General features: G+C 71.2%; 21 protein-coding genes and 1 tRNA gene. 14 read left to right on the top strand and 8 right to left on the bottom strand.

Going from position 1 to position 23573, the window contains the following annotated elements; translation table 11 throughout:
* Positions 1 to 156 precede the first annotated feature (156 nt).
* The 4 genes from sucC (at position 157) to P8A20_RS04395 (ending at position 4555) form a co-directional block, all read left to right on the top strand.
* Positions 157 to 1293: an ADP-forming succinate--CoA ligase subunit beta gene (gene sucC, locus P8A20_RS04410; RefSeq protein WP_147960294.1), complete on the top strand. Its 1137-nt coding sequence runs from the start codon at positions 157 to 159 to the stop codon at positions 1291 to 1293.
* A gap of 2 nt (positions 1294 to 1295) precedes the next feature.
* Entirely contained in the window at positions 1296 to 2177 is an 882-nt protein-coding gene (gene sucD, locus P8A20_RS04405; RefSeq protein WP_306102897.1) for a succinate--CoA ligase subunit alpha, read from the top strand.
* Between the two features lie 302 nt (positions 2178 to 2479).
* Positions 2480 to 4042 carry an aldehyde dehydrogenase family protein gene (locus tag P8A20_RS04400; protein ID WP_306102896.1) on the top strand — a complete coding sequence of 521 codons (1563 nt, stop codon included), beginning with the start codon at positions 2480 to 2482 and terminating at the stop codon, positions 4040 to 4042.
* Positions 4043 to 4180: 138 nt separating this feature from the next.
* The gene (locus P8A20_RS04395; RefSeq protein WP_306102895.1) at positions 4181 to 4555 is read left to right on the top strand and encodes a hypothetical protein; all 375 of its coding nucleotides are present in this window, start codon (positions 4181 to 4183) and stop codon (positions 4553 to 4555) included.
* A gap of 37 nt (positions 4556 to 4592) precedes the next feature.
* Here the strand turns inward: P8A20_RS04395 and P8A20_RS04390 are convergent, their stop codons facing one another.
* Entirely contained in the window at positions 4593 to 5930 is a 1338-nt protein-coding gene (locus tag P8A20_RS04390; RefSeq protein ID WP_147960298.1) for a DUF2254 domain-containing protein, read from the bottom strand.
* 189 nt (positions 5931 to 6119) lie between these two features.
* On the opposite strand from P8A20_RS04390, the gene P8A20_RS04385 reads away from it, so the two are divergent.
* Positions 6120 to 6207, top strand: a tRNA-Leu gene (locus P8A20_RS04385).
* A 118-nt stretch (positions 6208 to 6325) separates the two neighbouring features.
* Here P8A20_RS04385 and P8A20_RS04380 read toward each other — a convergent pair.
* Positions 6326 to 8083, bottom strand: coding sequence for a hypothetical protein (locus tag P8A20_RS04380; protein WP_306102894.1), 1758 nt, complete (start codon positions 8081 to 8083; stop codon positions 6326 to 6328).
* Between the two features lie 284 nt (positions 8084 to 8367).
* On the opposite strand from P8A20_RS04380, the gene P8A20_RS04375 reads away from it, so the two are divergent.
* The 6 genes from P8A20_RS04375 (at position 8368) to P8A20_RS04350 (ending at position 15078) form a co-directional block, all read left to right on the top strand.
* Positions 8368 to 9384: a LacI family DNA-binding transcriptional regulator gene (locus P8A20_RS04375; protein ID WP_147960300.1), complete on the top strand. Its 1017-nt coding sequence runs from the start codon at positions 8368 to 8370 to the stop codon at positions 9382 to 9384.
* The gene (locus P8A20_RS04370; protein WP_147960301.1) at positions 9381 to 10919 is read left to right on the top strand and encodes a sugar ABC transporter ATP-binding protein; all 1539 of its coding nucleotides are present in this window, start codon (positions 9381 to 9383) and stop codon (positions 10917 to 10919) included. Before P8A20_RS04375 ends, P8A20_RS04370 begins: the two co-directional genes overlap by 4 nt.
* Positions 10909 to 12873 (top strand): ABC transporter permease/substrate-binding protein, encoded by a 1965-nt coding sequence (locus P8A20_RS04365; protein WP_147960302.1) that lies wholly within the window; start codon positions 10909 to 10911, stop codon positions 12871 to 12873. The genes P8A20_RS04370 and P8A20_RS04365 overlap by 11 nt, the downstream gene beginning before the upstream one ends.
* A gap of 20 nt (positions 12874 to 12893) precedes the next feature.
* Positions 12894 to 13841 carry a ribokinase gene (locus P8A20_RS04360; RefSeq protein WP_306102893.1) on the top strand — a complete coding sequence of 316 codons (948 nt, stop codon included), beginning with the start codon at positions 12894 to 12896 and terminating at the stop codon, positions 13839 to 13841.
* Complete coding sequence (gene rbsD / locus P8A20_RS04355) at positions 13838 to 14227, top strand: D-ribose pyranase (protein WP_147960303.1); 390 nt, start codon at positions 13838 to 13840, stop codon at positions 14225 to 14227. The genes P8A20_RS04360 and rbsD overlap by 4 nt, the downstream gene beginning before the upstream one ends.
* A gap of 416 nt (positions 14228 to 14643) precedes the next feature.
* Entirely contained in the window at positions 14644 to 15078 is a 435-nt protein-coding gene (locus tag P8A20_RS04350) for a VOC family protein (protein ID WP_147960304.1), read from the top strand.
* A gap of 9 nt (positions 15079 to 15087) precedes the next feature.
* Here P8A20_RS04350 and P8A20_RS04345 read toward each other — a convergent pair whose 3' ends face one another.
* Together P8A20_RS04345 and P8A20_RS04340 are read right to left on the bottom strand one after the other, a co-directional pair.
* Entirely contained in the window at positions 15088 to 15891 is an 804-nt protein-coding gene (locus tag P8A20_RS04345; protein ID WP_147960305.1) for an N-formylglutamate amidohydrolase, read from the bottom strand.
* Between the two features lie 127 nt (positions 15892 to 16018).
* Positions 16019 to 16897, bottom strand: coding sequence for a septum formation family protein (locus tag P8A20_RS04340; RefSeq protein WP_147960306.1), 879 nt, complete (start codon positions 16895 to 16897; stop codon positions 16019 to 16021).
* A 268-nt stretch (positions 16898 to 17165) separates the two neighbouring features.
* On the opposite strand from P8A20_RS04340, the gene P8A20_RS04335 reads away from it, so the two are divergent.
* From P8A20_RS04335 to P8A20_RS04325, 3 genes are all read left to right on the top strand, one after another.
* Positions 17166 to 17669, top strand: a complete 504-nt coding sequence (locus tag P8A20_RS04335) for an anthrone oxygenase family protein (RefSeq protein ID WP_147960307.1) — start codon at positions 17166 to 17168, stop codon at positions 17667 to 17669.
* Between the two features lie 256 nt (positions 17670 to 17925).
* Positions 17926 to 18474, top strand: coding sequence for a GNAT family N-acetyltransferase (locus tag P8A20_RS04330; protein WP_147960308.1), 549 nt, complete (start codon positions 17926 to 17928; stop codon positions 18472 to 18474).
* 236 nt (positions 18475 to 18710) lie between these two features.
* Positions 18711 to 20213, top strand: a complete 1503-nt coding sequence (locus tag P8A20_RS04325) for a hypothetical protein (RefSeq protein ID WP_306102892.1) — start codon at positions 18711 to 18713, stop codon at positions 20211 to 20213.
* A 6-nt stretch (positions 20214 to 20219) separates the two neighbouring features.
* On the opposite strand, the gene P8A20_RS04320 is transcribed toward P8A20_RS04325, so the two are convergent.
* The 4 genes from P8A20_RS04320 to P8A20_RS04305 all read right to left on the bottom strand — a co-directional run bounded on the left by P8A20_RS04320 (position 20220) and on the right by P8A20_RS04305 (position 23479).
* On the bottom strand, positions 20220 to 20375 hold the full coding sequence (locus P8A20_RS04320; RefSeq protein ID WP_147960310.1) for a hypothetical protein: 156 nt from the start codon (positions 20373 to 20375) through the stop codon (positions 20220 to 20222).
* 253 nt (positions 20376 to 20628) lie between these two features.
* Positions 20629 to 21312, bottom strand: coding sequence for a pyridoxamine 5'-phosphate oxidase family protein (locus P8A20_RS04315; protein ID WP_147960311.1), 684 nt, complete (start codon positions 21310 to 21312; stop codon positions 20629 to 20631).
* A complete protein-coding gene (locus P8A20_RS04310) occupies positions 21309 to 22493 on the bottom strand; it encodes a globin domain-containing protein (RefSeq protein ID WP_147960312.1) in 1185 nt (394 codons plus the stop codon). Before P8A20_RS04310 ends, P8A20_RS04315 begins: the two co-directional genes overlap by 4 nt.
* 497 nt (positions 22494 to 22990) lie before the next feature.
* The gene (locus P8A20_RS04305; protein ID WP_261988733.1) at positions 22991 to 23479 is read right to left on the bottom strand and encodes a YbaK/EbsC family protein; all 489 of its coding nucleotides are present in this window, start codon (positions 23477 to 23479) and stop codon (positions 22991 to 22993) included.
* Between the last annotated feature and the right edge of the window lie 94 nt (positions 23480 to 23573).

Here is a 23573-nt window from a genome sequence, read left to right as displayed (position 1 = left end):
TGTCCCTTCGTAGGGGAGTGCGGGAGCCGCTCCGCCGCTCACGCGGTACATTGCATACAGTCGACGAATACTGTATGAAGCTTGTTATCCCGCATCCGGTGGGTGGTGTCCAGGGGGCGTGCGGCACTTTCACAATCGGCACGATCGGGAGTGGCTATGGATCTGTACGAGCACCAGGCAAGGCAACTCTTCGCGGACCACGGCATCGCCGTACCGGACGCCGAGGTGGTGGACGACCCGTCCGCGGTTCATGCGGCGGCCGAGCGGCTCGGTGGCCGAGTCGTCGTGAAGGCGCAGGTGAAGGTGGGCGGCCGGGGCAAGGCAGGCGGGGTGAAGGTCGCCGAGGACCCCGCGGCCGCCGTCGTCACCGCACGCCGGATCCTCGGCATGGACATCAAGGGCCACCCGGTCCGGACGGTGATGCTCGCCCAGCCCGTCGACATCGGGGAGGAGTTCTACGCCGGCTACGTCCTGGACCGCGCCGCCGGAACCTTCCTCGCCATCGCCTCGGCGGAGGGCGGCATGGACATCGAGGAGGTCGCGGCCACCCGCCCGGAGGCGGTGGCCCGGATTCACGTAGACCCGGCCGAGGGGGTCAGCGAGGCGGTGGCGGCGCGGATCGCCGTCGCGGCCTCGCTGCCGCCGGAGACCGCCCCCGTGCTCCAGGCGCTGTGGCAGGTCCTCACCGCGGAGGACGCCCTGCTCGTCGAGGTCAACCCCCTGGTGCGCACCACGGACGGCCGGATCCTCGCTCTGGACGGCAAGGTCACCCTCGACGACAACGCGGCCTTCCGGCAGCCCCGTCGGGACGCGGACAGCGTGGACCCGCACGGTGACCCGCTGGAAGCGGCCGCCGCCGACAAGGGGCTGAACTACGTCAGGCTCGACGGCGAGGTCGGCATCATCGGCAACGGCGCCGGGCTCGTCATGTCCACCCTCGACGTGGTCGCCGGCTGCGGGGCCCGCCCGGCGAACTTCCTCGACATCGGGGGAGGCGCCTCGGCCCGCGTCATGGCCGACGGTCTCACCGTCATCCTCTCCGACCCGGCGGTGAAGTCCGTGTTCGTCAACGTGTTCGGCGGCATCACGGCATGTGACGCGGTCGCCGACGGCATCGTCCAGGCCCTGGACTCCGTCCACCTGACGAAACCCCTGGTCGTCCGCCTGGACGGCAACAACGCCGCGCGGGGCCGGGCGATCCTCGACGGCCGGGCGCACCCGATGGTCCAGCAGGTCACCACGATGGACGGCGCGGCCGACCGAGCAGCCCGACTGGCCCAGGGAGGGCACTGACCATGGCGATCTTCCTCAACAAGGAGAGCAAGGTCCTCGTCCAGGGCATGACCGGTGCCGAGGGCATGAAGCACACCCGGCGCATGCTCGCGGCGGGCACGCAGATCGTCGGCGGCGTCAACCCGCGCAAGGCGGGCCGCGCGGTGGAACTCGACGACCGTACGGTCCCGGTCTTCGGCTCCGTCCGCGACGGCATGGACGCCACCGGCGCCGACGTCACCGTCGTCTTCGTCCCGCCGCCGTTCGCCAGGGCGGCCGTCGTCGAGGCGGCGGACGCGGGGATCGGCCTGGCCGTGGTCATCACGGAGGGCATCCCCGTCCACGACGCCGTGGCGTTCAACGCCCACGCCCGGGCACGCGGAACACGCGTCCTCGGGCCCAACTGCCCCGGAGTCATCAGCCCCGGCCACTCCAACGCGGGCATCATCCCGGCCGACATCGCGACCGAGCCCGGCCGCATCGGCCTCGTCTCCAAGTCCGGAACCCTCACCTACCAGCTGATGCACGAGCTCCGCGGGACGGGTTTCTCGACAGCCGTGGGCATCGGCGGCGACCCGGTGACCGGAACCTCGCACATCGACTGCCTGACGGCGTTCGAGAACGACCCGGACACCGAACTGATCGTCCTCATCGGCGAGATCGGCGGCGACGCGGAGGAACGCGCCGCGGCCCACATCGCCCAGCACATCACCAAGCCGGTGGTCGGCTACATCGCGGGCTTCACGGCCCCCGAGGGCCGGACGATGGGCCACGCGGGAGCGATCGTCTCGGGGTCCTCGGGCACCGCCTCGGCGAAGAAGAAGGCGCTGGAGGCGGCGGGGGTCGCCGTGGGCGCCACCCCGACGGAGACGGCCCGCCTGGCGGAGGACCGCCTGCGCGGCTGAGGCGCACGCACCGGCCCCCGGGCGCCACCGCCTCACCCGTCCGGCGCGGGAGGACAGGGGTCCCTGTTTCGGGAAGAGGCGGGCAGGGGACAGTCCGCCGCGGGCGACCGACCCGAGCCGCCCCGCCGCCCCGCCGCACCCCGCACTGCCGCACCCGCCCTGCCCCGCCCCGCCGCACCCCGCATCCGCACTCCGCGCGTCACACGTCACGCACAAGCACCCGCGTCACCCGACTCGGCGAACCCGCGTCACCCCACCCCGTGAACCCACCCGGGTCCCCCGCACCTCAGAGCGGAGACACCATGACACCCTCATCCCCATCTCCGGCCGCGACCCTCATCCTCAAGCCGGGAACGGCCTGGCAGGACGCATGGCGCCGCTGTCTCGCCGCCGCCCCCGAGGCCTTCCAGGACGACCGCGTCCGCAACCTCTGGGACGTCGCCTGGCACCCCGACGGCCGCACCCTGCCCGCCGTCAGCCCGGTCGACGGCACCCCCGTCGCCGGACCTCCCCGGCTCGACGCCCCGGCCGCCCGGACCGCCGTACGAGCGGCCCTCGATTCCCACCGGGCCTGGCGCCACGTCCCGCTCCCCGAGCGCCGCGCCCGCGTGTCCGCCACTCTCGACGCCCTCACCGAGCACCGCGAACTCCTCGCCCTGCTCCTGGTCTGGGAGATCGGCAAGCCCTGGCGCCTAGCCCAGGCCGACGTGGACCGCGCCATCGACGGAGTCCGCTGGTACGTCGACCACAGCGACCGGCTGCTGGCCGGCCGGACCCCGCTCGCGGGCCCCGTCTCCAACATCGCCAGCTGGAACTACCCCATGTCCGTGCTGGTCCACGCGATGCTCGTACAAGCCCTGGCCGGCAACGCCGTGATCGCCAAGACACCCACCGACGGCGGCGTCTCCTGCCTCACCCTGGCCTGCGCCCTCGCCGCCCGCGAGGGTCTCCCGCTCACCCTGCTCAGCGGCAGCGGGAGCGAACTGTCCGAGCCCCTCGTCCGGTCGGCCGAGATCGGCTGCGTCTCCTTCGTCGGGGGACGGGACACCGGCGCCAGGATCGCCACCGCCGTCGCCGACCTCGGCAAGCGGCACATCCTCGAACAGGAGGGCCTCAACACCTGGGGGATCTGGAACTACTCGGACTGGCCGGCCCTCACCGCGGTCGTACCCAAGCTCTTCGACTACGGCAAGCAGCGCTGCACCGCCTACCCCCGCTTCGTCGTCCAGCGAACCCTGTTCGCGGACTTCCTGGCGGCCTACCTCCCGGCCGTACGCTCGCTCCGCACCGGGCACCCCCTCGCGGTGGAGGCCCCCTCGGACCCGCTGCCCGACCTGGACTTCGGCCCCCTGATCAACGCCACCAAGGCCAAGGAACTGCACGACCAGGTCACCGAGGCGATCGACCGCGGGGCCGTCCCCCTCCACCAGGGATCCGCAGCGGACGCCCGTTTCCTCTCCGGCCAGGACACCAGCGCCTACCTCCAGCCGGTCACCCTCCTGAACCCGCCGCCCTCCTCACCGCTCCACCACGCGGAGCCCTTCGGCCCGGTCGACACGATCGTCCTGGTCGACACCGAGGCCGAACTCCTCGCCGCCATGAACGCGTCGAACGGCGCCCTGGTCGCGACCCTCTCCACCGACGACCCGGAGACCTACGAGCGGCTGGCGCCGCAGATCCGCGCCTTCAAGACCGGTCACGGCAAGCCGCGCTCCAGGGGGGACCGCGAGGAGCTCTTCGGCGGCTTCGGCGCGTCGTGGCGGGGCGCGTTCGTGGGCGGCGAGCTGCTCGTACGGGCCGTGACCGACGGCCCGGGGGAGGAGAGGCTGCCGGGCAACTTCCCGGACTACCACCTCATGCCGTAGGTGCGAGGGAAAGTTGAAGGATCTGTGACGCGCCGTCGGCTCGCCGGTGGACGCTCGTACGATCTTCGCGATACGTCACCGGCTCGCAGTTCCGTGCCGGATGTAGAAGACGAATGCGCAAGAGTAAGGAAGCCCTTCGTGAAGAAGACAAAGGCCTGGACGGCGATCGCCCTGCCTGTCCTGGCCGCCTCGGCCGTACTCGGCGCCGCCCCGTCGGCCGGCGCTGCTTCCGCCGGCACCCTTGTCGCGTCCGGTGGGGTGAGTGCGCAGGCCACGCTCACCTGCAAGGCGTACGGGAGGTCCGGTGTGACGAACTCCCGTACCCCGGTCCACACGGGTGCTTCGGGAAGCTCCGCCGTCACCGGCCACATCGCTGCCGGACGGACGGTCCGTCTCCATTACCGGTGCGTCAATTCCGCGGGGAACACCTGGTACGAGATCACCGGCCATCTCGACGACAACGCCCCTGGTACCCCGGTCGACGCCAGGTTCATCTACAGCGGATACCTGTAGACCGGAGATCGCCCGAGCAGGCCGTCAGGGGAGAACCTCAGCCGATCCCCTGACGGTCCGCGCGCAGCGCGAACGCCCGCCCGGCCGCCCCGGGCACCGTGCGCTCCACCGCTTCCACCAGGAGCGCACGGTGTCTGAGCAGCGGCTTCCGCCGCTCCCCGGAGGCGAGCAGCAGCAGATCGTCGAGCCCGGCCATCAGCCGCCGTGTGACCTGAGGGCTGTCGGCCGCGGACCACCGGATCTCCTCGAACGCCAGATCCACGAGGTCGGCCCACCCCGGCACCTCCTGGACGAGCCGTACGTCGCCCCGGCGGTCGCGGTGGTGCAGCGTGGCGAGCGGCATCGTGACCGCGACGGAGAGGAACTGCACGATCCGGTCCAGGCACTGCACCGCGGTGGTCGGATCGTGCACCGACGGCGACAGGGCGCGCAGCGCGATGTCCACCAACTGCCGCAGGCCGAAGGCCGGATCCTGGTGCAGGGTGCGTTCGACCCCGACCGACACCGTGCCCCTCAGGGCGCGCCGGGGAGGGGAGGCCCCGCCGTGGACGGTGAGCAGCGGTGTGCCCGGCACCACGAAGTCCCCGGCCCGGGGCACCAGTCGCAGTACGACCCCGTGCCGTCGCGCGTTCCGCACCAGCCGTGCCACCGCCACGTCCCGCACCACCCCCGCCCGCCCGTGGTGCACGAGCTGCGCCGTGCGGGGCTCCTGCGGTGGTGGTGCGGCGGCTCCTGCCGGCTGCCGTGACAGCGCCCGGAGCGTTTCACGGGTGATGTGGTCGAGGACGGGCCCGACCTGCATGAGCCGCAGGGTGGACGAGACGTAGGCGACGAACAGCAGCAGACTCAGTCCGACCAGGCCCAGGGTCAGCAGGCTCTGCAGCAGCGGCACCGAGGTCACCCGCCGGGGGTCGGGCTCCGCCCCGCCCTCGTAGGACGTGAGGACGAGCAGCGAGAACGCGAAGGTCGCCAGGAACACCGTCAGCGTGAGCTTGCTGATCCTGCTGCGTACGAAGATGCGGACGACGCGAGGGGTCAGCTGTCCGCTCGCCATCTGCACGGCCACCAGCGAGATGCTGAAGACGACACCGATGAAGGTCATCATCGCCGCGCTGACCGTCGTGACGATGGTCCTCGCGTCCACCGCGAAGGCCAGGAGATCCCCGATCTCCTGGTACGCCCCTTCCTCCTTCAGATGCGCGACGATCCTGGTGTCCAGCTCGGAGAGGACCCACCACAGCGCGAAGGCGCACACCAGCCCCGCCGCCGGCGCGAACCAGAAGGTGTCACGCAGCCGCTCGCGCAGCGAGGTCAGTGCGGGGGGCGGCCGGTGGACGTGCTCGCTCCCGCTGCTCGGGATGCTCTTGCCACTCATGCCCGCGAAGGTAGCCCGGAGCGACTGTGCGTACACGGCACGCCACGGTGCGTGCGTAACCCGCCGCCGGGGGCGTCCGACGTCGTCCGCACCGCACTGACCACCGAAAACGCAGGTGAGAGGCACCCCGAACCCCTGGTATTGTTTTCTTTGTCGCCGCGGGGAACACCCCGGGACGACAGACACCTTGTCCGGGTGGCGGAATGGCAGACGCGCTAGCTTGAGGTGCTAGTGCCCTTTATCGGGCGTGGGGGTTCAAGTCCCCCCTCGGACACCACGCATCACGAAGAACCCCGGCCCAGCTGGGGTTCTTCGCGTTTTCGGGAGTCGGGGCCGCACGCGCGGGTGGGCCGGACGCCGTCGTCCGGCCCACCCCGGGACTCACACCGCGTCGGTCATGACGTGGGTATCGTGCACGCCGTCGTCGTGCCGTCACTCAGGCAGGCCCGCACCCGGCGGCCGTCCGTCGCCTTGAGCTCGTCTGCGTCGGCGACCTTCGCGTACGCCCCGCCGGGCTGCTTGTCCTCCAGCCACACGGTGACGCCCTCCGAGGCCGAGTGCGCCCAGGCGTAGTGGTCGGTCACCGACCAGTCGGGGCGGCCACCGGACAAGGTGACCCCGGCACCGTTCGGCAGGGTCGCCTTCGCCCACTCCGTCTGCTTCGACGCCCAGGTGGTGACCGCCGCCGGGGCGACGCCCTCGCACGCCTCACCCGGGGCGCACGGGCCGATCGGGCCCTGGACGGACGTCTGGTAGATGTTGTTGCCCTGATGGGTGGCGAACGCCCACTTCTTCCCGTCCACCACCAGCCCGGCGATCTCGTCCCCGGACAGCGGGTCCAGCGCGACCATCTTCGTCGTGCCGGAGGCGGTCAGCCTGCCGCCGGTCAGCGGCTCGGGCCGGGCGGTCCGGGAGTCGGCACCGCTCGACGTGTGCTTCATGAGCGTGGCCGAGACGTCGTCGCGGCCCGGCGGGAGTTCCGCCACGCCCCAGTAGTACAGGTGGTACGGGTCCCAGGCCGGGCGGCCCTCGTAGATCTTGAACCGGCCCCCCAGGTAGATGTTGGCGTCCTCGACCACGTCGCCCTCGTAGTTCGGCATCCACTCGGTGACGCTCGCCGGGTCGATTCCCGTGCACGGCAGCGTGTCGCACGGAGCCTCGGCCGGGGCCGTGGCCGTGAAGTCCTCGTCCGCGGTGCACTCGGTGCCCGTCGCGTCACTGACGCAGGCCCGTAGTTCCGGCAGCCAGGAGAACGCCCGGGTGGAGCCCGTCGCCGTACGCGAGGCGCCCTCGCGCGGGAACGCGGAGTACACCTGGCCCCAACGCCCCTCGCCCTGCCACGCCTCCAGCCAGAAGCGGCCGCCCGCGGGCAGTTCGCCCTCGGCCCAGCCGAGATAGCTGCCCTGCTTCAGGCGTCCGGCCACCTGCTGCACGGACGCACCCGACGGCAACTCCGCCCGGTCGTAGGTGGACCGCTCGACGTACGACCAGTCGGACTGCGGAACCGCCCCCGGGTCGGCTACCTCGGCGCACCAGCCCTCGCACGGCCCGAGTGGGACCACCTCGGCGGCGGAGGCGTCGAGACAGCCGCGTTCGGTGCCGTCGGTGACGCAGGCGCTGTTGGCGTAGGTGCCCTGGGGTGCCGAGGTCGAGTACTGGAACATGCCCGTGGTGCCGGTGGTGCCGCGGTACGAACGCGGATGCTGCACGGTCGTGGTGATGTTGATGCCGTCGCCCCAGTTCTCCTCGGCGCGCAGCCACAGCCGGCCCTCGGTCACCCCGGTTCCGAAGTGGACCTCTGCCCAGGTGTAGGTCCGGCCGGCGGAGGCGTCCCAGGCCGGCTTGCCGGTGTACTGGACGACCCGGGTCCCGGAGGCGAGCGTCGTCTCCTTCAGGACCTTCGGCGCTCCGCCTGACTGCCACGCGGTCACCTGGCCCGGATCCGCTCCCTCGCAGGGGAGTTGAGGGCAGGGTGCCGCTTGTGCGGCGGCGGGTGCCGCGTGCGCCGTGGGCGCCGTCAACAGTGCGGCGCCCACGGCGGCCACGGCCAGGACGGCGCAGCGCGACCATCGCCGCCGCCAGGTCCCGGCGCCCGTCCTGCCGCCGCCGGTTCTGCGGCCGCTCGCCGTGTGTGGAGATCCCCCGCGTTCCATCGCACCTCCAGTGCGTCGTGTCGATGCCGTGCCGGGCCGTGCGGGCCCGGGGCGATCGAACCGGCGGCACCTCTCCGGACCGTCTCGGCGATGTCTCGGGACGCGGATTACGGCCACCCGAGGTGACGGACGTCGGGGGAGTGGTGCATCACAATCCGGCCTCGGGCGTCACTCAGGGGGTTGATTTCCGCCATGTAATCGATTCCAATCATCCGTGTAATCGATTCCACGGCTCGTTCCGCTGGTTTCGAGGCTCACGGAAACCACAAGGAGGTGGTCCGGAAATGGCGAGCATCAAGGATGTCGCGGCCCAGGCAGGAGTCTCTGTCGCCACGGTCTCCCGTGTCCTCAACAGCCATCCCTCCGTCAGCCCGGACGCACGCGCACGCGTCCTCGCAGCCGTCGACGCCCTCGGCTACCGGCCCAACGCCGTGGCCCGCTCGCTGCGCACCGACCAGACCCGCACGCTCGGCCTCGTCATCAGTGACGTACTCAATCCGTACTTCACCGCGCTCGCCCGCTCCGTCGAGGAGGAGGCCCGTGCGCTCGGCTACAGCGTGATCATCGGCAACGCCGACGAGCGGCCCGAACAGCAGGACCACCACGTCCGCACGCTCCTGGACCGCAGGATCGACGGACTCCTGGTCTCGCCCGCCGACGGCGAGTCGCCGCTGCTGCTGGACGTCGCGCGCGCCGGAACCCCGATGGTCTTCGTCGACCGCTGGATCCCCGGGGTCGACATCCCCGTGGTGCGTGCGGACGGCCACCGAGCCATCCAGGACCTTGTCGCCCATCTCCACGCCCTCGGCCACCGCAGGCTCGCCATCATCGCGGGCCCGGCGGCCACCACCACGGGCAACGAACGCGTCGAGGCGTTCAGGGAGGCCATGCGGGCCCACGGACTTGCGCTCCCCGACGCCTACATCGGCCAGGGCGACTTCCAGGCGGACAGCGGGCGGCGTGCCACCGAGCACTTCCTCTCGCTCCCCGAGCCACCCGAGATCGTGTTCGCCGCCGACAACCTCATGGCACTCGGCGCCCTCGACGCCATCCGCGCAAACGGACTGCGCGTCCCCGAGGACATCGGCATCGCGGCCTTCGACGACATCCCGTGGTTCGTCCACACCGGACCGCCGATCACCGCGATCGCGCAGCCCACGGGCGACCTCGGCCGTGCCGCGGTGCGGGCCCTCGTCGACATCGTCGAAGGCCGCCCCCCTCAGTCCGTCACCCTGCCCGCCACCCTCGTCGTACGCAGCTCCTGCGGCGAGCGCACCTCCATCCCCGGGAGCAACGAGTGAGCGAATCGGTCGAGTTGCTGCGCATCGAAGGCGTACGCAAGACCTTCCCCGGTGTCGTCGCCCTGGACAGTGTCGACTTCGACCTGCGCAGCGGCGAAGTGCACGTCCTGCTCGGTGAGAACGGCGCCGGCAAGAGCACCCTCATCAAGATGCTCTCCGGCGCCTACCGCCCCGACGGCGGCCGGATCTTCGCCGGCGGCCAAGAGGTGCGCATCCACGGTGCGCAGGACGCCGAACGGCTCGGGATCGCCACGATCTACCAGGAGTTCAACCTGGTCCCCGATCTGACGGTCGCCGAGAACATCTTCCTCGGCCGCCAGCCGCGCCGCTTCGGCATGATCGACCGGCGGCGCATGGAGGCCGACGCGGAGGTGCTGCTGCGCCGGGTCGGACTGCATGTCTCGCCCAGGGCAAAGGTCCGTGAACTGGGCATCGCCCGACTGCAGATGGTGGAGATCGCGAAGGCGCTCAGCCTGGACGCCCGCGTCCTGATCATGGACGAGCCGACCGCCGTCCTCACCTCCGAGGAGGTCGACAAACTCTTCGGCATCGTGAGGCAGCTCCGCGCGGACGGCGTCGGCGTCGTCTTCATCACCCACCACCTCGACGAGATCGCCGCCCTCGGCGACCGCGTCACCGTCCTGCGTGACGGCCGCAGCATCGACCAGGTGCCCGCCTCGACACCCGAGGCGGAGCTCGTCCAGCTCATGGTGGGACGGAGCATCGAGCAGCAGTACCCGCGCGAACGCCCGGAAACGGGAGCGCCGTTGCTCTCCGTCCGCGGACTCACCCGCGACGGGGTGTTCCACGACATCAGCTTCGACGTGAAGGCCGGTGAGGTCGTCGGCCTCGCCGGACTCGTCGGAGCGGGCCGCACCGAGGTCGCCAGGGCCGTGTTCGGCGCCGACCCCTACGACACCGGCACCGTCGACGTGAACGGCGAACGCCTGGGCAGGCACGACGTGACCGCCGCCATGGGCGCCGGGATCGGACTGGTCCCGGAGGACCGCAAGGGACAGGGCCTCGTGCTCGACGCCTCCGTGCAGGAGAACCTGGGCCTCGTCACCCTCCGCTCGGCGACCCGCTCCGGACTCGTCGACGTGAAGGGGCAGCGCACCGCCGCCGCCCGCATCGCCGAACAGCTCGGTGTCCGGATGGCCGGCCTCGGCCAGCACGTCCGCACGCTGTCCGGCGGCAACCAGCAGAAGGTCGTCATCGGGAAGTGGCTCCTGGCCGACACCCGGGTGCTGATCCTCGACGAACCGACGCGCGGCATCGACGTCGGGGCCAAGGTCGAGATCTACCAGCTCATCAACGAGCTCACGGCCTCCGGACACGCAGTCCTGATGATCTCCAGCGATCTGCCCGAGGTCCTCGGCATGAGCGACCGGGTGCTGGTCATGGCCCAGGGCCGCATCGCCGGAGAACTCCCCGCACACGAAGCCACCCAGGACGCGGTGATGGCACTCGCCGTCAGCGCCGCACCCGTCACCACACCCACAGAGAAGGCAGAGGAGGGCCCCCGTGGCCACTGACACGCATCCGAGCAAGGCGCACGCGGGCGGCGCCGGACACACCCTCCGCCGCCTCCTGCTCGACAACGGCGCCCTGAGCGCACTGGTCGTCCTCCTGGTGGCGATGTCGCTGCTCTCCGGCGACTTCCTCACCACCCAGAACCTGCTGAACGTCGGCGTCCAGGCCGCGGTCACCGCGATCCTCGCGTTCGGCGTCACCTTCGTCATCGTCTCGGCGGGCATCGACCTGTCCGTCGGCTCGGTCGCCGCGCTCTCCGCGACCGTCCTCGCCTGGTCGGCGACGTCCGCCGGAGTGCCCGTCTGGCTGGCGGTCATCCTCGCCGTCGCCACCGGCATCGCCTGCGGTTTCGTCAGCGGCGCCCTCGTCGCGTACGGCAAACTGCCCTCGTTCATCGCGACGCTGGCCATGCTCTCGGTGGCCCGGGGACTGTCCCTGGTCATCTCCCAGGGCCGGCCGATCCCCTTCCCCGACTCCGTCTCCGTGCTCGGTGACACCCTCGGCGGCTGGCTGCCCGTCCCGGTCCTCGTGATGATCGCCATGGGCCTGATAGCGGCACTCATCCTGGCCCGCACCTACATCGGCCGCTCCATGTACGCCATCGGCGGCAACGAGGAGGCCGCCCGGCTCTCCGGACTGCGCGTCAAGAAGCAGAAGCTGGCGATCTACGCCCTGTCCGGCCTCTTCGCAGCCGTCGCGGGTATCGTCCTCGCCTCCCGCCTCGTCTCCGCGCAGCCGCAGGCCGCACAGGGATACGAACTCGACGCGATCGCCGCGGTCGTCATCGGCGGCGCCAGCCTGGCGGGCGGCGTCGGCAAGGCGTCCGGCACCCTGATCGGCGCGCTGATCCTCGCGGTCCTGCGCAACGGCCTCAACCTCCTGTCCGTGTCCGCCTTCTGGCAGCAGGTCGTCATCGGCGTCGTCATCGCCCTCGCGGTGCTGCTCGACACACTGCGCCGCAAGGCCGGATCCGGCGCCGCGACCGCGGGCGGCTCGTCCGCCGCGCCCGGCGGACCCGGCAAGGGCCGAAAGGGGGCGATGCAGGTCGGAATCGCCGTGGTCTGCCTGGCCGCCGTCATCGCCGCCGTGACCTTCTTCAAGTCCGGCTCCTCCGGCACCACCACCAAGGTGGGCATGTCGCTCTCCACCCTGAACAACCCCTTCTTCGTGCAGATGAAGGAGGGCGCGCAGGCCGAGGCCGAGGCGGCCGGAGTCGACCTGACCGTCACCGACGCCCAGAACGACGCCTCGCAGCAGGCCAACCAGCTGGAGAACTTCACCAGTTCCGGAGTGGACTCGGTCATCGTCAACCCGGTGGACTCCGACGCGGTCGGCCCCGGTGTCCGCGGTGCGAACAAGGCCGACATCCCGGTCGTCGCCGCCGACCGCGGTGTCAACAAGGCCGAGACCGCGACCCTCGTCGCCTCCGACAACGTGGCAGGAGGCAAGCTCGCCGCGAAGTCGCTCGCCGACCGGCTCGGCGGCAAGGGCAGCATCATCGTCCTTCAGGGAACCGCCGGCACCTCCGCCAGCCGTGAACGCGGTGCGGGCTTCGCCGAAGGCATCAAGGCGTACCCGGGCATCAAGATCGTGGCGACCCAGCCGGCCGACTTCGACCGCACCAAGGGGCTGGACGTCATGACCAACCTGCTCCAGTCCCACCCCGGCATCACGGGCGTCTTCGCCGAGAACGACGAGATGGCACTCGGAGCCGCCAAGGCGCTGGGCAGCAAGGCCGGGAAGTCCGTCTCGGTCGTCGGCTTCGACGGAACCCCCGACGGTCTGACCGCGGTCGAGGCCGGCACCCTGTACGCGTCCGTGGCCCAGCAGCCCAAGGAACTGGGGAAGATCGCCGTGCAGAACGCGGTCCGGGCGGCCGACGGCAAGAAGGTCGACAGCATGGTGAAGGTACCGGTCAAGGTCGTCACCCGGCAGAACGTCGCCGACTTCTCCTGATCACGGAAGGCACCGTCCAGATGTACGGAAACGAAGACTCCGCGCCCTCCGCCCCCGCCGGGCCCGCCCGGTACGACCTCCTGGTCGTCGGCTCGGCCAACGCCGACCTGGTCGTGGGTGTCGAACGGCGCCCCGGACCGGGCGAGACGGTGCTCGGCACCGACCTCGTCGTCCACCCCGGCGGCAAGGGCGCCAACCAGGCGGTCGCCGCCGCCCGCCTCGGAGCCCGGACGGCTCTGCTGGCCCGGGTCGGTGACGACGCCCACGGCCGGCTGCTGCGCGCCTCGCAGCAGGAGGCCGGCGTCGACACGGGCGGAGTCCTCGTCGGCGGTGCGCCCACCGGTGTCGCCCTCATCACCGTCGACCCCTCGGGGGACAACAGCATCGTCGTGTCGCCGGGCGCCAACGCCCGGCTGACTCCCGACGACGTCAGGGCCGCGGGCGCCCTGTTCGCCTCGGCGCGCGTCGTCTCCGTACAGCTGGAGATCCCGCTGGACACCGTCGCGGAGACGGCCCGCGCGCTGGGTCCGGGCGCGCGTCTGGTCCTCAACCCCTCCCCGCCCGCCCCGCTCCCCGGCGAGGTGCTGGCAGCGTGCGACCCGCTCGTGGTCAACGAGCACGAGGCGCGCTACATCCTGGGGGACGCCGCGGGGGACACCCCGGAGGCCTGGGCGCGGGGCCTCACCGCCCTCGGACCGCGTTCGGTGGTGATCACCCTGGGCGCGGAGGGCGCGCTGGTGTCCGACACCCGCGCCGACGGCTCCGTGCGGGTACCGAGCCCCCGGGTCGCCGCCGTGGACACCACGGGAGCGGGCGACGCGTTCACCGCCGCGCTGGCCTGGCGGCTGGGCCTGGGCGAGGAACTCACCGAGGCCGCCGCGTTCGCCGTACGGGTCGGCGCGGCGGCTGTCACCAAGGAGGGCGCGCAGGCGTCCTTCCCGACCGCGGAAGAGGTCTCGGCACTGTGAAGAAGTCAGGCATCCTGAACCGCCACCTGGCGGGCGCACTGGCCGAACTCGGCCACGGGGACGGCGTCCTGATCTGCGACGTGGGCATGCCCATACCCCCGGGCCCGCGCGTGGTCGACCTGGCCTTCCGGGCGGGCGTCCCGTCGTTCGCCGAGGTCCTGGACGGGCTGCTGGACGAGCTCGTCGTGGACGGCGCGACGGCGGCCGAGGAGACCGGTGAGGCGAACCCGGAGGCCGCCCGCCTGCTCACCGCACGGCTCCCGGACCTGGAGCTCGTGTCGCACGAACGGCTGAAGGAACTCACCGCGTCCGCCCGCCTGGTGGTGCGGACGGGGGAGGCCCGGCCGTACGCGAACGTGCTGCTGAGGTGCGGGGTCTTCTTCTGACGCCCACCGGACGGCAGCCCCGTGCGAACGGTGCCCCGTGAGCGCCGCCGTCCCCGTGCCCGGGGCGGCGGCGCTCAGTTCTTGAGCGCGGTCGCGGCGGTCGCGGCCAGGGCCGAAGCCGAACCCACCGGCCACCACGCGTGGTTACCCGTGCCGGACACGAGCCCGTCGCATGAGCCGTGCGCACCTGACGCACCTGACGCACCTGCGCGGAGCCGGTGCGGCCGGAAGGCGAAGCCGTTAGGATCGGCCCTGTGACTGCCGGGTCGGCCATGGGCCACGTACGCGAGATGTGCCCGGCCCCTGCGTGAGCGCGCGGCGGGCCAGAGGCCCGCCACCCCGTCGTGTTGTCCCGTCCGGCGCCCTTGAGCGGCGCCCCTCCCCGCGGAATCACACGACATGGAGACTCATCGCGCATGCCCCATACACAGCAGCGGGACCCGCAGTCGGGCCAGCAGGGCGTCGACGTGGTCCAGTTGGACCACCACGCCGTCTACGCCACCGACCGCAGCCTGTCGGCCGAGTTCATCGCCGCGGTCCTGGGCCTGGAGGTCGGCACCCCGTTCGGACCGTTCCTGCCCGTCGATCTGGGCAACGGCGTGACGCTCGACTACTACGAACTGCGGGACGAGCCGGTGCAGTCGCAGCACTACGCCTTCCTCGTCCCCGACGCGCAGTTCGACACCATGATCGCCCGGCTTCGGGCGCTCGGGGTCACCTACTACGCCGACCCCCACCACACCGAACCCGGCCGGACCAACCACCTCTTCGGGGGCCAGGGCGCCTACTTCGAGGACCCGGACGGCCACAACATGGAGATCATGACCCGGCCCTACGCCCGCCCGAGGTAGCCGGTCCCGTCACAGGCCGGTGAGCCCGTCCACCAGCCCGGCCAGTGCGGAGGCGAGCGGGTCGAGCCCCGGGCCGGCCGGGCCGCCGGGCTCGGTCATGTACAGATCGCGCCTGATCTCGATCATCAGCGCGCCCACCCGCCGGTCCGTCCCGTAGTGCTTCAACGGCACGTAGGTGCCGGAGAAGGGGCTGTCCAGCCCGGTGCCGCCGAATCCGGAGAACGCGGCCTCGGCCAGGGCCAGTAGCTCCGGCGGGGTGTGGAAGCCGTCGGTGCCCAGACAGACCGGGGGGCGTGGGCCGGTGCCGTGCAGTTCGTAGGGGAGCGCGGTCGACGGATAGGAGTGGACGTCGACGACGACGGCGCGTCCCGCGGCGGCGAGCCGGTCGTCGACCGCCTCGGTCATGGCACGGGCGTAGGGGTGGAAGTAGCGGTCGAGCAACGGCTCCGGCTGCGCACCGGGCAGGCGGAGCCGATCCCCGTGCGTGGTGCGGGTGTAGACCGCACCCATGCCGGCGGCCAGCATCTCCTCCCGCTCGTCGGGGAACCGCTCGGGGTCCACGACCAGTCGTGACAGGCCGTTGACGAAGCGCCAGGGGGCCACGGAACAGAGGCCGGCCGTCCTCGCGGCCAGCTCGGCCGTGTGGGAGTCCGTGATGTGGTCGAGTTCGGCCTCCAGCGCACCGTCGTCGAGCACGATGCCGTCGCGCACCCCAGGCGGCACGACCCGGGAGGAGTGCGGCACGTGCAGCAGTACCGGTGATCCGGGGGCGCCGGACAGCAGCTGGAAGGGGGAAGGCTCCGGGGGCGTCATGTGGTCCTCGCGTGTGGGGTGTCGTGCGGGACGAGCGGCGGCCCGGCATCCGCCCGTCCTCGTACGGTGCCCCTGCGGACCGCGCGGGCCGGCCGGACTGCCGGCGTTCCGGCCCGCGCGGGCGCGGTCAGCTCGCCCAGACCTCGGCGTCGTCGGCCGGCACGGTGGTGGCGAGCTTCAGCTCCTTGCGGGCGGCGACCGTCTTGGTCGGGTCGATGCCGGTGAAGCCCAGGTCGTAGGCGATGTAGAAGGCGTCCACGTCACCGGCCGAAGCGGCGTCCTTCCATGCCTTCGCCGTCTCCGTCAGCTGGGAGCGGAGCTTGACGGTCTGAGGCTGCTCCACGCCCTTCAGGGCGGTCAGGTGGGTGTTCAGGGCCTCGGAGACGGCCTTGGCCTGCTTCTTGTAGGCCGCCAGGTCGTCCTCGGGCTGCTCGGCCTCGGGCTGGTTGTTCCAGAGCGCGTCGTAGACGGCGTTCGAGCCCTTGAGGTACGTGGCCTGGTCCGCGGTCAGGGACTTGTTCTGGAGCGAGCCCGAGAAGGTGCCTGATTCCTTGGAGTACGAGCAGCTCACGGCCCGGTCGCCGGTCTTCCAGCTCTCGCTGGTGGGGTAGTAGTAGAAGAGGCCGACGCCCTCGGGGATCGCCCAGGTGTCGGGGACGAACTTCTGCGACTCCGCCGGGCACTGCTTGTCGGCTATCGCCGTCGCCCCGGCCTCGCCGGGATACTCCGACTCTCCCTCGATGTCGAACTCGGCGACGACCTGGCCCTCGTGTGCTTCCTCGCAGGGCACGATCTCGACGCTGAACTCCTCGCTCTTGGTCGCCCCGCTGTTCGGGTTGTAGCAGTCGCCAGGGGCGAGGGAGAAGACCGACCGCGTGCGAACGGCCTTCTTGGCGCCGGCCTTGGCGCTGTCGATCGCGTCGGCGCAGCCCACCGCGCCGATCGCGAGAAGGGCGACTGCGGCGGATATGCCGCGAGCTGAACGGGACGTGACACCGAAAAACATGACGTGGGCATCCTCAAACGCAAGAGCTGTGAACAGGTGTGCGCATCGTATGGCATAACTGTGACAGCGCTGTGCGCGGGAAATTCCCGGTGCACGCCTCGTCGCGGTCAGCCAGTCGGTGGGCGGTGAGGTGAAGCATATATCGCTTGTGAACCCAGTCAACAGCTGGGGCTCACGTAAAGCAGATGCACGCCGCCGCTTGCGGCGAGGTCATCGCCGACGCGTACGCACCGACGGCCGCGAACTCCCCTTCCGTCCAGGAGCATTCATGAGAACTCTGCAGACCGCGGCTCTGTTCGCCTCGGCCGGAGGGGCCGCGCTGATGGCGGGGCTGTTCTGTGCCTTCGCGTACGCCGTCATGCCGGGCCTGTCCCGCTCCGACGACCAGGCCTTCGTACGGAGCATGCAGAACATCAACGGAGTCATCATCAACGGCTGGTTCCTGATCCCCTTCCTGGCGCCCCTGCCCCTGCTCGTCCTGGCGACCGTCCTGGCCGCACGGGGCGACAGCCCGGGGACCCTGCCGTGGATCGCCGCCGCGCTCGTGCTCCACGGGCTGGCGTTCCTCGTCACCGGGACACGTAACGTCCCTCTCAACGAGGCGCTCGGCAAGGTCGGGAAGGACTCGACACCGGACCAACTCGGCTCGGCACGCGCCGCGTTCGAAGCCCCCTGGGCCAGGTGGAACATCGTCCGTGCCGCTCTCCACACGGCGTCCCTGGGGGCGCTGCTGCCGGCGATCCATCTGCATGGCGCGGCGGTGGGTTCCTAGGAGTGCCCGGCGGTGCGTCCGGCGGAACCGACTCCCGGTCGCCGTCGGACCCGCCCGTGTCCACGTCCCCGCCGTCCCGTCACCACCCACATCGCTCGGAACCGTAGGACGCCGACAACCGCCTCGACCGTGTCCACCCGGAACCATGCCCGGGTGACCTTCTCCGTCGGCCGAACGACGTCGAGCGGGCGCACGAGCCCGCTTCCCCGCACGACTTCGGAGCGGTACGCCTGGTGGCAGCTCTAGGATCGGCCCCATGCCCACCATGCCGTCACGAGTCGAACTGTGCCCGCTCACCCTCGCCGACCAGGAAGAGTTCTGCTCGCTCGTGCGGGCCAGCGCCGAGCTCCACTCGCCATGGATGAGACTGCCGCGGACGGGCGAGGAGCTCCGGAACTGGATGCAGCGCTTCGGCGACGGCACGAACCTGGGCTTCGTGATCCGCGTCGTGGAGACCGGTGAGCTCGCCGGCATGGTCGACATCGACTCCATCATCCGGGGCCGCTACCAGGGTGCGTCCCTCGGCTACGCGGCCTTCGCTCCGTCCGCAGGGCAGGGACACATGACCGAAGGGCTCACCGCCGTTCTGCGGCACGCCTTCGGCGACCTGCGGCTTCACCGGCTGGAGGCGCACATCCAGCCGGCGAACAAGGCGTCCCTGGCCCTGGTCCGGCGTCTGGGGTTCCGTCACGAAGGCATCTCGACCGACTACCTCTACATCGACGGAGCCTGGCGCGACCACGAACGCTGGTCCATGACCGCACCGTCAACTTGGACGCCCGACCCCTCTCTGCCCGAGGTCTGACGGGAAACGCCGGCCGGCAGCTCCCCGGACGCCGAGAGATACGCGGTCCGCTCGACCGGCGCGGTGGGCGCCGACTGCACGGCGTGCAGGACGAGAAGACGCCCGTGGCTACCCGGAGCCGCGTGACCCCTGCCGTTCCTTCCTCGTTGACCAAAGGGCTGTCCCGCCAGGGATTGCGGGACAGCCCTAAGGCCGCGCCGCCGTCGTGCGTGGCGCCGGTGAGGACTGGAGCGGTCATGTACGGAACCCGGCCGACGCGTCCGGCGCAGCAGGTCCCCGTCTCGACCCACCCGGTCCGGCGGGCGGTCGGCCCGCTGCCGTGGCTGGCAGCGGTCGCCGTGTTCTTCGCCGCGGTGCAACTGGCCTTCGTCGTACCGGGGTCGGGGCCGGCCTGGGACGAGACCGTCTACGTCAGCCAGGTCGGCGGCAACGCTCCCGCAGCCTTCTTCAGCGCACCGAGGGCCCGCGGGATCTCCTACCTCGTGGCCCCTGTCGCCGCCCTCACCGCGTCCACCACCGCACTGCGGATCTACCTCGCCCTGATGTCCGCCGCCGCTCTGTTCGCCGCCCTCCGGATCTGGCGCACGGTACTGCCCACGCCCGTCCTCGTGGGGGCCGGCGCGTTGTTCGCCGGTCTGTGGCCGACCCTGTTCTACGGTCCCGCCGCGATGCCGAACCTGTGGTGCGCCCTGGGCTCCCTGGCCGCGACGGGCTGGGCCGTGAGGACCCTGCGCGGTGACCCCCGACGTGCGGGGACGACGACCGGACCCGCCTCGGCCGTGGCTCTGGTCGCCCTGATGCGGCCCGCCGACGGGTTCTGGCTCGCGCTGCCGCTGATGCTCGCGGCCGTCCTGGTTCCCGGCCGACGCAGGCCGAGCCTGTGCGCCGCACTGGCGGGCGGACTCGTGGCGGGCTGCGCACCCTGGATCGCGGAGGCGTACGCCCACTACGGGGGTCTCGTCGCCCGGCTGCACCGGGCCGGTGAGATCCAGGGCGGGCTCGGGTGGAACTTCGCCGTCGACGACCACCTGCGAGCGCTCGCGGGCCGGACCCTCTGCCGCCCTTGCGACATCGGCTGGGAGAGCCCGGCCACCGCGGTGTGGTGGGCGGCGCTGCCCCTGCTCACAGCCGGGGGGATCATGGCGGCCCGGCGTGCCGGACGAGGTTTGGTGGCACTGCTGGCGGCAGCGACGGGGATCTCGACGGCCGTTCCGTATCTGTTCCTGGTCGAGTACGCGGCGCCACGCTTCCTGCTCCCCGCCTACGCGCTGCTGGCCCTGCCGGTGGCCGAGTACCTCACGCACGTGTTCGCCCGTACGCGCCGGGCCCGCCGCCCGGCCGGCACCGTCGCGCTGGCGCTGGTGCTGGCGGCCCACCTCGGGGTCCAGCTCTCCGTGCTCAGCCATGTGATCCGCACCAGCCACGCCACCGGTGCGCGGTTCGCCGCGGTCGCCGGTGCGCTGAACGGGATGGGGGTGCGGCCGCCGTGCGTGGTCAGCGGGGACGACGCCGTACCGATCGCCTACTACGCGGGCTGCGCCTCGCGTCAGACCGGAGGGCACGACGCGAGCATCACGCCCGGGGCGCTCCGCGACCTCGCGCGCCGCGTGCCCGTGGCGGTCCTGGTGACCGGTGGCGGCGCTGCGCCACCGGTCACCAGGGGGTCACGCGTGGTGACCCTTCCGACGGGCCGGATCCATCTGCTGCCGGGCCCCGATGCGGGCCGTTCACGAGGGTGAGCACTTCTAGAAGTAGTGCTTTCGCCCACCGACCTTGCGTCCGCTCGCGCCGAGGATCCACAGGATCGCGCCCACCACGACGAGGACGCCACCGATGGTCGTCAGCAGGGAGACGCCGACCAGCAGGCCGATGACGAGGAGGATGGCACCAAGGAGAATCATTGTCAGGTCCGATCTTCAGGTCGCTTCGGTGCGTGCCCGTCGTGAACGACGCGCAGCACACGGTTCCCGCCCTTCGCACCACGTTCACCGGGTCAGAGCCGGGCCCGTCGTGCGATCGGCGGCCGCAAGGCCTTCTGCCGTGCTTCCTCCGTGTGCCCTGCTCCCTGGGGCATATGCATGTGAGTCCGCAGCGCGCGGACGAGGCGCCCGCGACCGTTCCCGAGTCGTCCGGAACCGGCCGCGGGCGCCGTGTTCAGCGGTCGTGGGAGCCGCTCGCGGAAGGCTCCGACGGGTAGCCATGGGCGTGCTGGTGCCGGCCGGTGCCGGCCTCGGCCGCCACGGCCTCCGCGGGGGCGCCGGTGAAGTAGTCGGCGTCCTTGGGGCGCCTGCGCGCGAGGCCCAGGGGACGGGGCGCCGGCTCGAGGTGCGGGATGTGCTTCGAGCAGTGCACGTACGCTTCGTGGACGCTGATCAGTGTCCACAGCACCGGGTACCGTCCGGGAGCGCTGTCGGTGGGTATCCAGGGGTGGACGGCACGCAGTTCCTGGTCGCCGACGAGCTGGGCCGATCCGTTCACGTGCAGCCCGATGTGGTCGCGGGTGAAGTCCATGAAGAGCAGCCCGATGTGGGGGTTCTCGGTGATGTTGCCGGCACTGGCCATGACGCCGTTCCCGCGGTACTCGGGGTAGGCCAGGGTGCGGTCGTCCAGCACCGCCACGAATCCCGGGGGCCCGGCGCGGAAGGTGGCGTCGCACTGCCCGCGGGAGTCGGCGGTGGAGAGGAAGACCATGGACTGGCGGCTGATGAAGTCACCCATGTACGCGGTGAGGTGGGGACGTACCTGCCGGTCGTAGAACGCGTCGGCGCGTTCGCCTGTGCCGAGGTGGTTCTGCAGCATGCGCTCTCCCCGCGAGGGGGCCGCGTCGTGAGGGGTCACAGCTGGTCGATCTCCTGGTCGGGTCGGGGCGGTGTGAGGGGAGCGGTGAGCACGGGTGTGTCGAGCGGATCGTGGTGGATGTGGGCCAGGGGTGTGCCTTGGTGCATGAGCGTGCGCACGGCGCTGGTGACCATGTCGGGCGGACCGCACAGGAAGGCCTCGTGCCGGTCCCAGGGGCCGAACTCGCGCAGCACCTGCGGGAGCGTCCCCTGCTGGCCGGGGATGCTCTCGTGGGAGACGGCCGCCCTGACGGTCAGCCAGTGATGGCGCTGGGCGAGGCGCAGCATGTCGTCGAGGCCGTACAGTTCGTCGGCGGTCCGGGCTCCGACGAACAGGTCCGCGTAGCGGCGCATTCCGGAGACGGCGGCTTCCTCGATCAGCGCGCGGATCGGCGCCAGGCCGGTCCCGCCCGCCACGAACAGCAGATCGCGGTCGCCCGCCGCGGCAAGGGTCATGTCACCTTGCGGCGGTCCCAGCCGCACCCTGTGACCAGGGGCCGCATGGTGCACGAGTGCGTTGCTCACCTGGCCCCGGTGGACGGCCCGGACGTGGAACGTGAGCGTGTGGTCCGACCGCGGCACGTGGGCAGGGGAGTAGTGGCGCCAGGTGCGGGGGTACCAGGGGGTCTCGACGCTCACGTACTGGCCGGCGACGAACGGGAACGGCTGGTCGGGCAGCACGGTGATCTCGGCGATTCCGTGGCCGCGGTGTTCGTGCCTGATGATCTGCGCGTCCCAGGAAGCGGGGCGCAGGCGCGTGTCGTCGTCAGCGGCGTCGATCATCACCTGGGCGGCCACGGTGTAGGCACGGGTCCAGGCGGCGGCGACCTCGTCGTTCCACGCGGTTCCCGCGAACCGGGCCAGAGAGGCCACCAGGCATTCCCCCACCGCCGGGTAGTGGGCGTCCAGTGCTCCGAACTTCCGGTGGTCCCGACCGAGGCGGGAGCAGAACCGCACCAGGTTGTCGACGTCGTCGACGAGATCGATGATGCGCAGCAGGCCCCGCAGCAGACGGTCACGCTGAACGTCCATGTTCTCCGGAAACAGTTCGCGCACACCGGGGTACCGGGCGAAGAGGATGGCGTAGAAGTAGACGGTCATCTCGGTGGCCTGTGGTGCCACCACGGTGAGGCTCGTTCGTACGAGAGATATCTCCCGGTCTGTCAGCGGGGAGGCAGTCATCTTCTACCCCTGACGGTCGTGGGGTGGAGACGTATCCGCATTTGTCGAGCGGTAAAGGCATGAAGGGCGCCGGGTGTCGTGCGCAGCGAGGGGATCACCAGGCGTACCGGATGTGCTGACAAGAAAAAGTTCGCAATCGTAGATGAACGTTTCGTGTCCTTCAGGATCAGAACCGCGAGGGTGTGATCACCGGACGAGTCATTGTGCACATAGAGCGCCAGAACCAAACCCGCGATCGAGCTCTTTTCTTCATGTGCGAAAGCACTCAATCCGGCGAAAAAGCGTGGTACTCGCCCAGTTCTCTTTCCGTGGGAGTGAGGGGCGCGCACGGCACGCCACCAGGCTTCCCGTCCGCCGGGGACCTGCCCGGGGATGTGCGGGCGGCCGGGACGCGGGCGAGATGGGGAGATTCAGTGTGCAAATAAGTGAGGTGGCGTGCCTGTGCGGCCGGCGCGGGACGGGGTGCCGGCGGCGAGAGCCGGACCCCGCCCGGCGGGTCAGTGTGCGGCGTGCTCCGGGTCCACCGCCACGATCGGCCGGATCCGCGCCCCGACGCGACGAAGATGCTCCCGGTAGTCCTGCGTGCTCAGAGCCAGGGAGCGGTCCAGCCGTGCGGCGTTGAAGAACATCTCCTCATGCTCCAGCACTCCGGGATCCACGACGAGTTCGAGATCCGGATGGAAGCTGAACGGCAGAATGGTCCCGCTGACACTCCCCGACAACTCCTCGGCCCTGTCCGCGGAGGCGAACGACACATAGGTGCCTTCTGCCAGCGCCTTCAACCCAGGGAGGTCGACGCGGGCGTCCCCCGGGACGACCGCGAGGAAGTACCGCTTGGTGCGCTTGCCCGTCTTGACCATGACGACGAGGCACTTGGCCCCCTGCGCCACCGGGTGCCCCCGGTGGCGGCTGACCTCCTCGGTGCGCCCCTCGGGGGCGTGGTCGATGACGCGGTAGCGGGCGCCGTTCTCGTCGAGCAGCGACATGAGCCGCCCGTAGGCGTCGCCGGTGGCTTCGGGCTTGTGCGAGACGGGTGCGAACTGTTCGGGCACGTGTACCAATCCTTCGTCGGGCATCCGC

It is taken from the genome of Streptomyces sp. Alt3, assembly GCF_030719215.1.
Lineage (GTDB): Bacteria > Actinomycetota > Actinomycetes > Streptomycetales > Streptomycetaceae > Streptomyces > Streptomyces glycanivorans.
Note: the sequence above shows the minus strand (reverse complement) of the source record. Positions and strands in the feature narration are given on the sequence as shown.

Coding starts and splice junctions, on each gene's coding strand:
- P8A20_RS04350 (WP_147960304.1), top strand. CDS start 14,644: ATGCCCCATACACAGCAGCGGGACCCGCAGTCGGGCCAGCAGGGCGTC.
- sucD (WP_306102897.1), top strand. CDS start 1,296: ATGGCGATCTTCCTCAACAAGGAGAGCAAGGTCCTCGTCCAGGGCATG.
- P8A20_RS04375 (WP_147960300.1), top strand. CDS start 8,368: ATGGCGAGCATCAAGGATGTCGCGGCCCAGGCAGGAGTCTCTGTCGCC.
- P8A20_RS04345 (WP_147960305.1), bottom strand. CDS start 15,891: ATGACGCCCCCGGAGCCTTCCCCCTTCCAGCTGCTGTCCGGCGCCCCC.
- P8A20_RS04305 (WP_261988733.1), bottom strand. CDS start 23,479: ATGTCGCTGCTCGACGAGAACGGCGCCCGCTACCGCGTCATCGACCAC.
- P8A20_RS04380 (WP_306102894.1), bottom strand. CDS start 8,083: ATGGAACGCGGGGGATCTCCACACACGGCGAGCGGCCGCAGAACCGGC.
- P8A20_RS04335 (WP_147960307.1), top strand. CDS start 17,166: ATGAGAACTCTGCAGACCGCGGCTCTGTTCGCCTCGGCCGGAGGGGCC.
- P8A20_RS04390 (WP_147960298.1), bottom strand. CDS start 5,930: ATGAGTGGCAAGAGCATCCCGAGCAGCGGGAGCGAGCACGTCCACCGG.
- sucC (WP_147960294.1), top strand. CDS start 157: ATGGATCTGTACGAGCACCAGGCAAGGCAACTCTTCGCGGACCACGGC.
- P8A20_RS04400 (WP_306102896.1), top strand. CDS start 2,480: ATGACACCCTCATCCCCATCTCCGGCCGCGACCCTCATCCTCAAGCCG.
- P8A20_RS04310 (WP_147960312.1), bottom strand. CDS start 22,493: ATGACTGCCTCCCCGCTGACAGACCGGGAGATATCTCTCGTACGAACG.
- P8A20_RS04360 (WP_306102893.1), top strand. CDS start 12,894: ATGTACGGAAACGAAGACTCCGCGCCCTCCGCCCCCGCCGGGCCCGCC.
- P8A20_RS04330 (WP_147960308.1), top strand. CDS start 17,926: ATGCCCACCATGCCGTCACGAGTCGAACTGTGCCCGCTCACCCTCGCC.
- P8A20_RS04320 (WP_147960310.1), bottom strand. CDS start 20,375: ATGATTCTCCTTGGTGCCATCCTCCTCGTCATCGGCCTGCTGGTCGGC.
- P8A20_RS04325 (WP_306102892.1), top strand. CDS start 18,711: ATGTACGGAACCCGGCCGACGCGTCCGGCGCAGCAGGTCCCCGTCTCG.
- P8A20_RS04340 (WP_147960306.1), bottom strand. CDS start 16,897: ATGTTTTTCGGTGTCACGTCCCGTTCAGCTCGCGGCATATCCGCCGCA.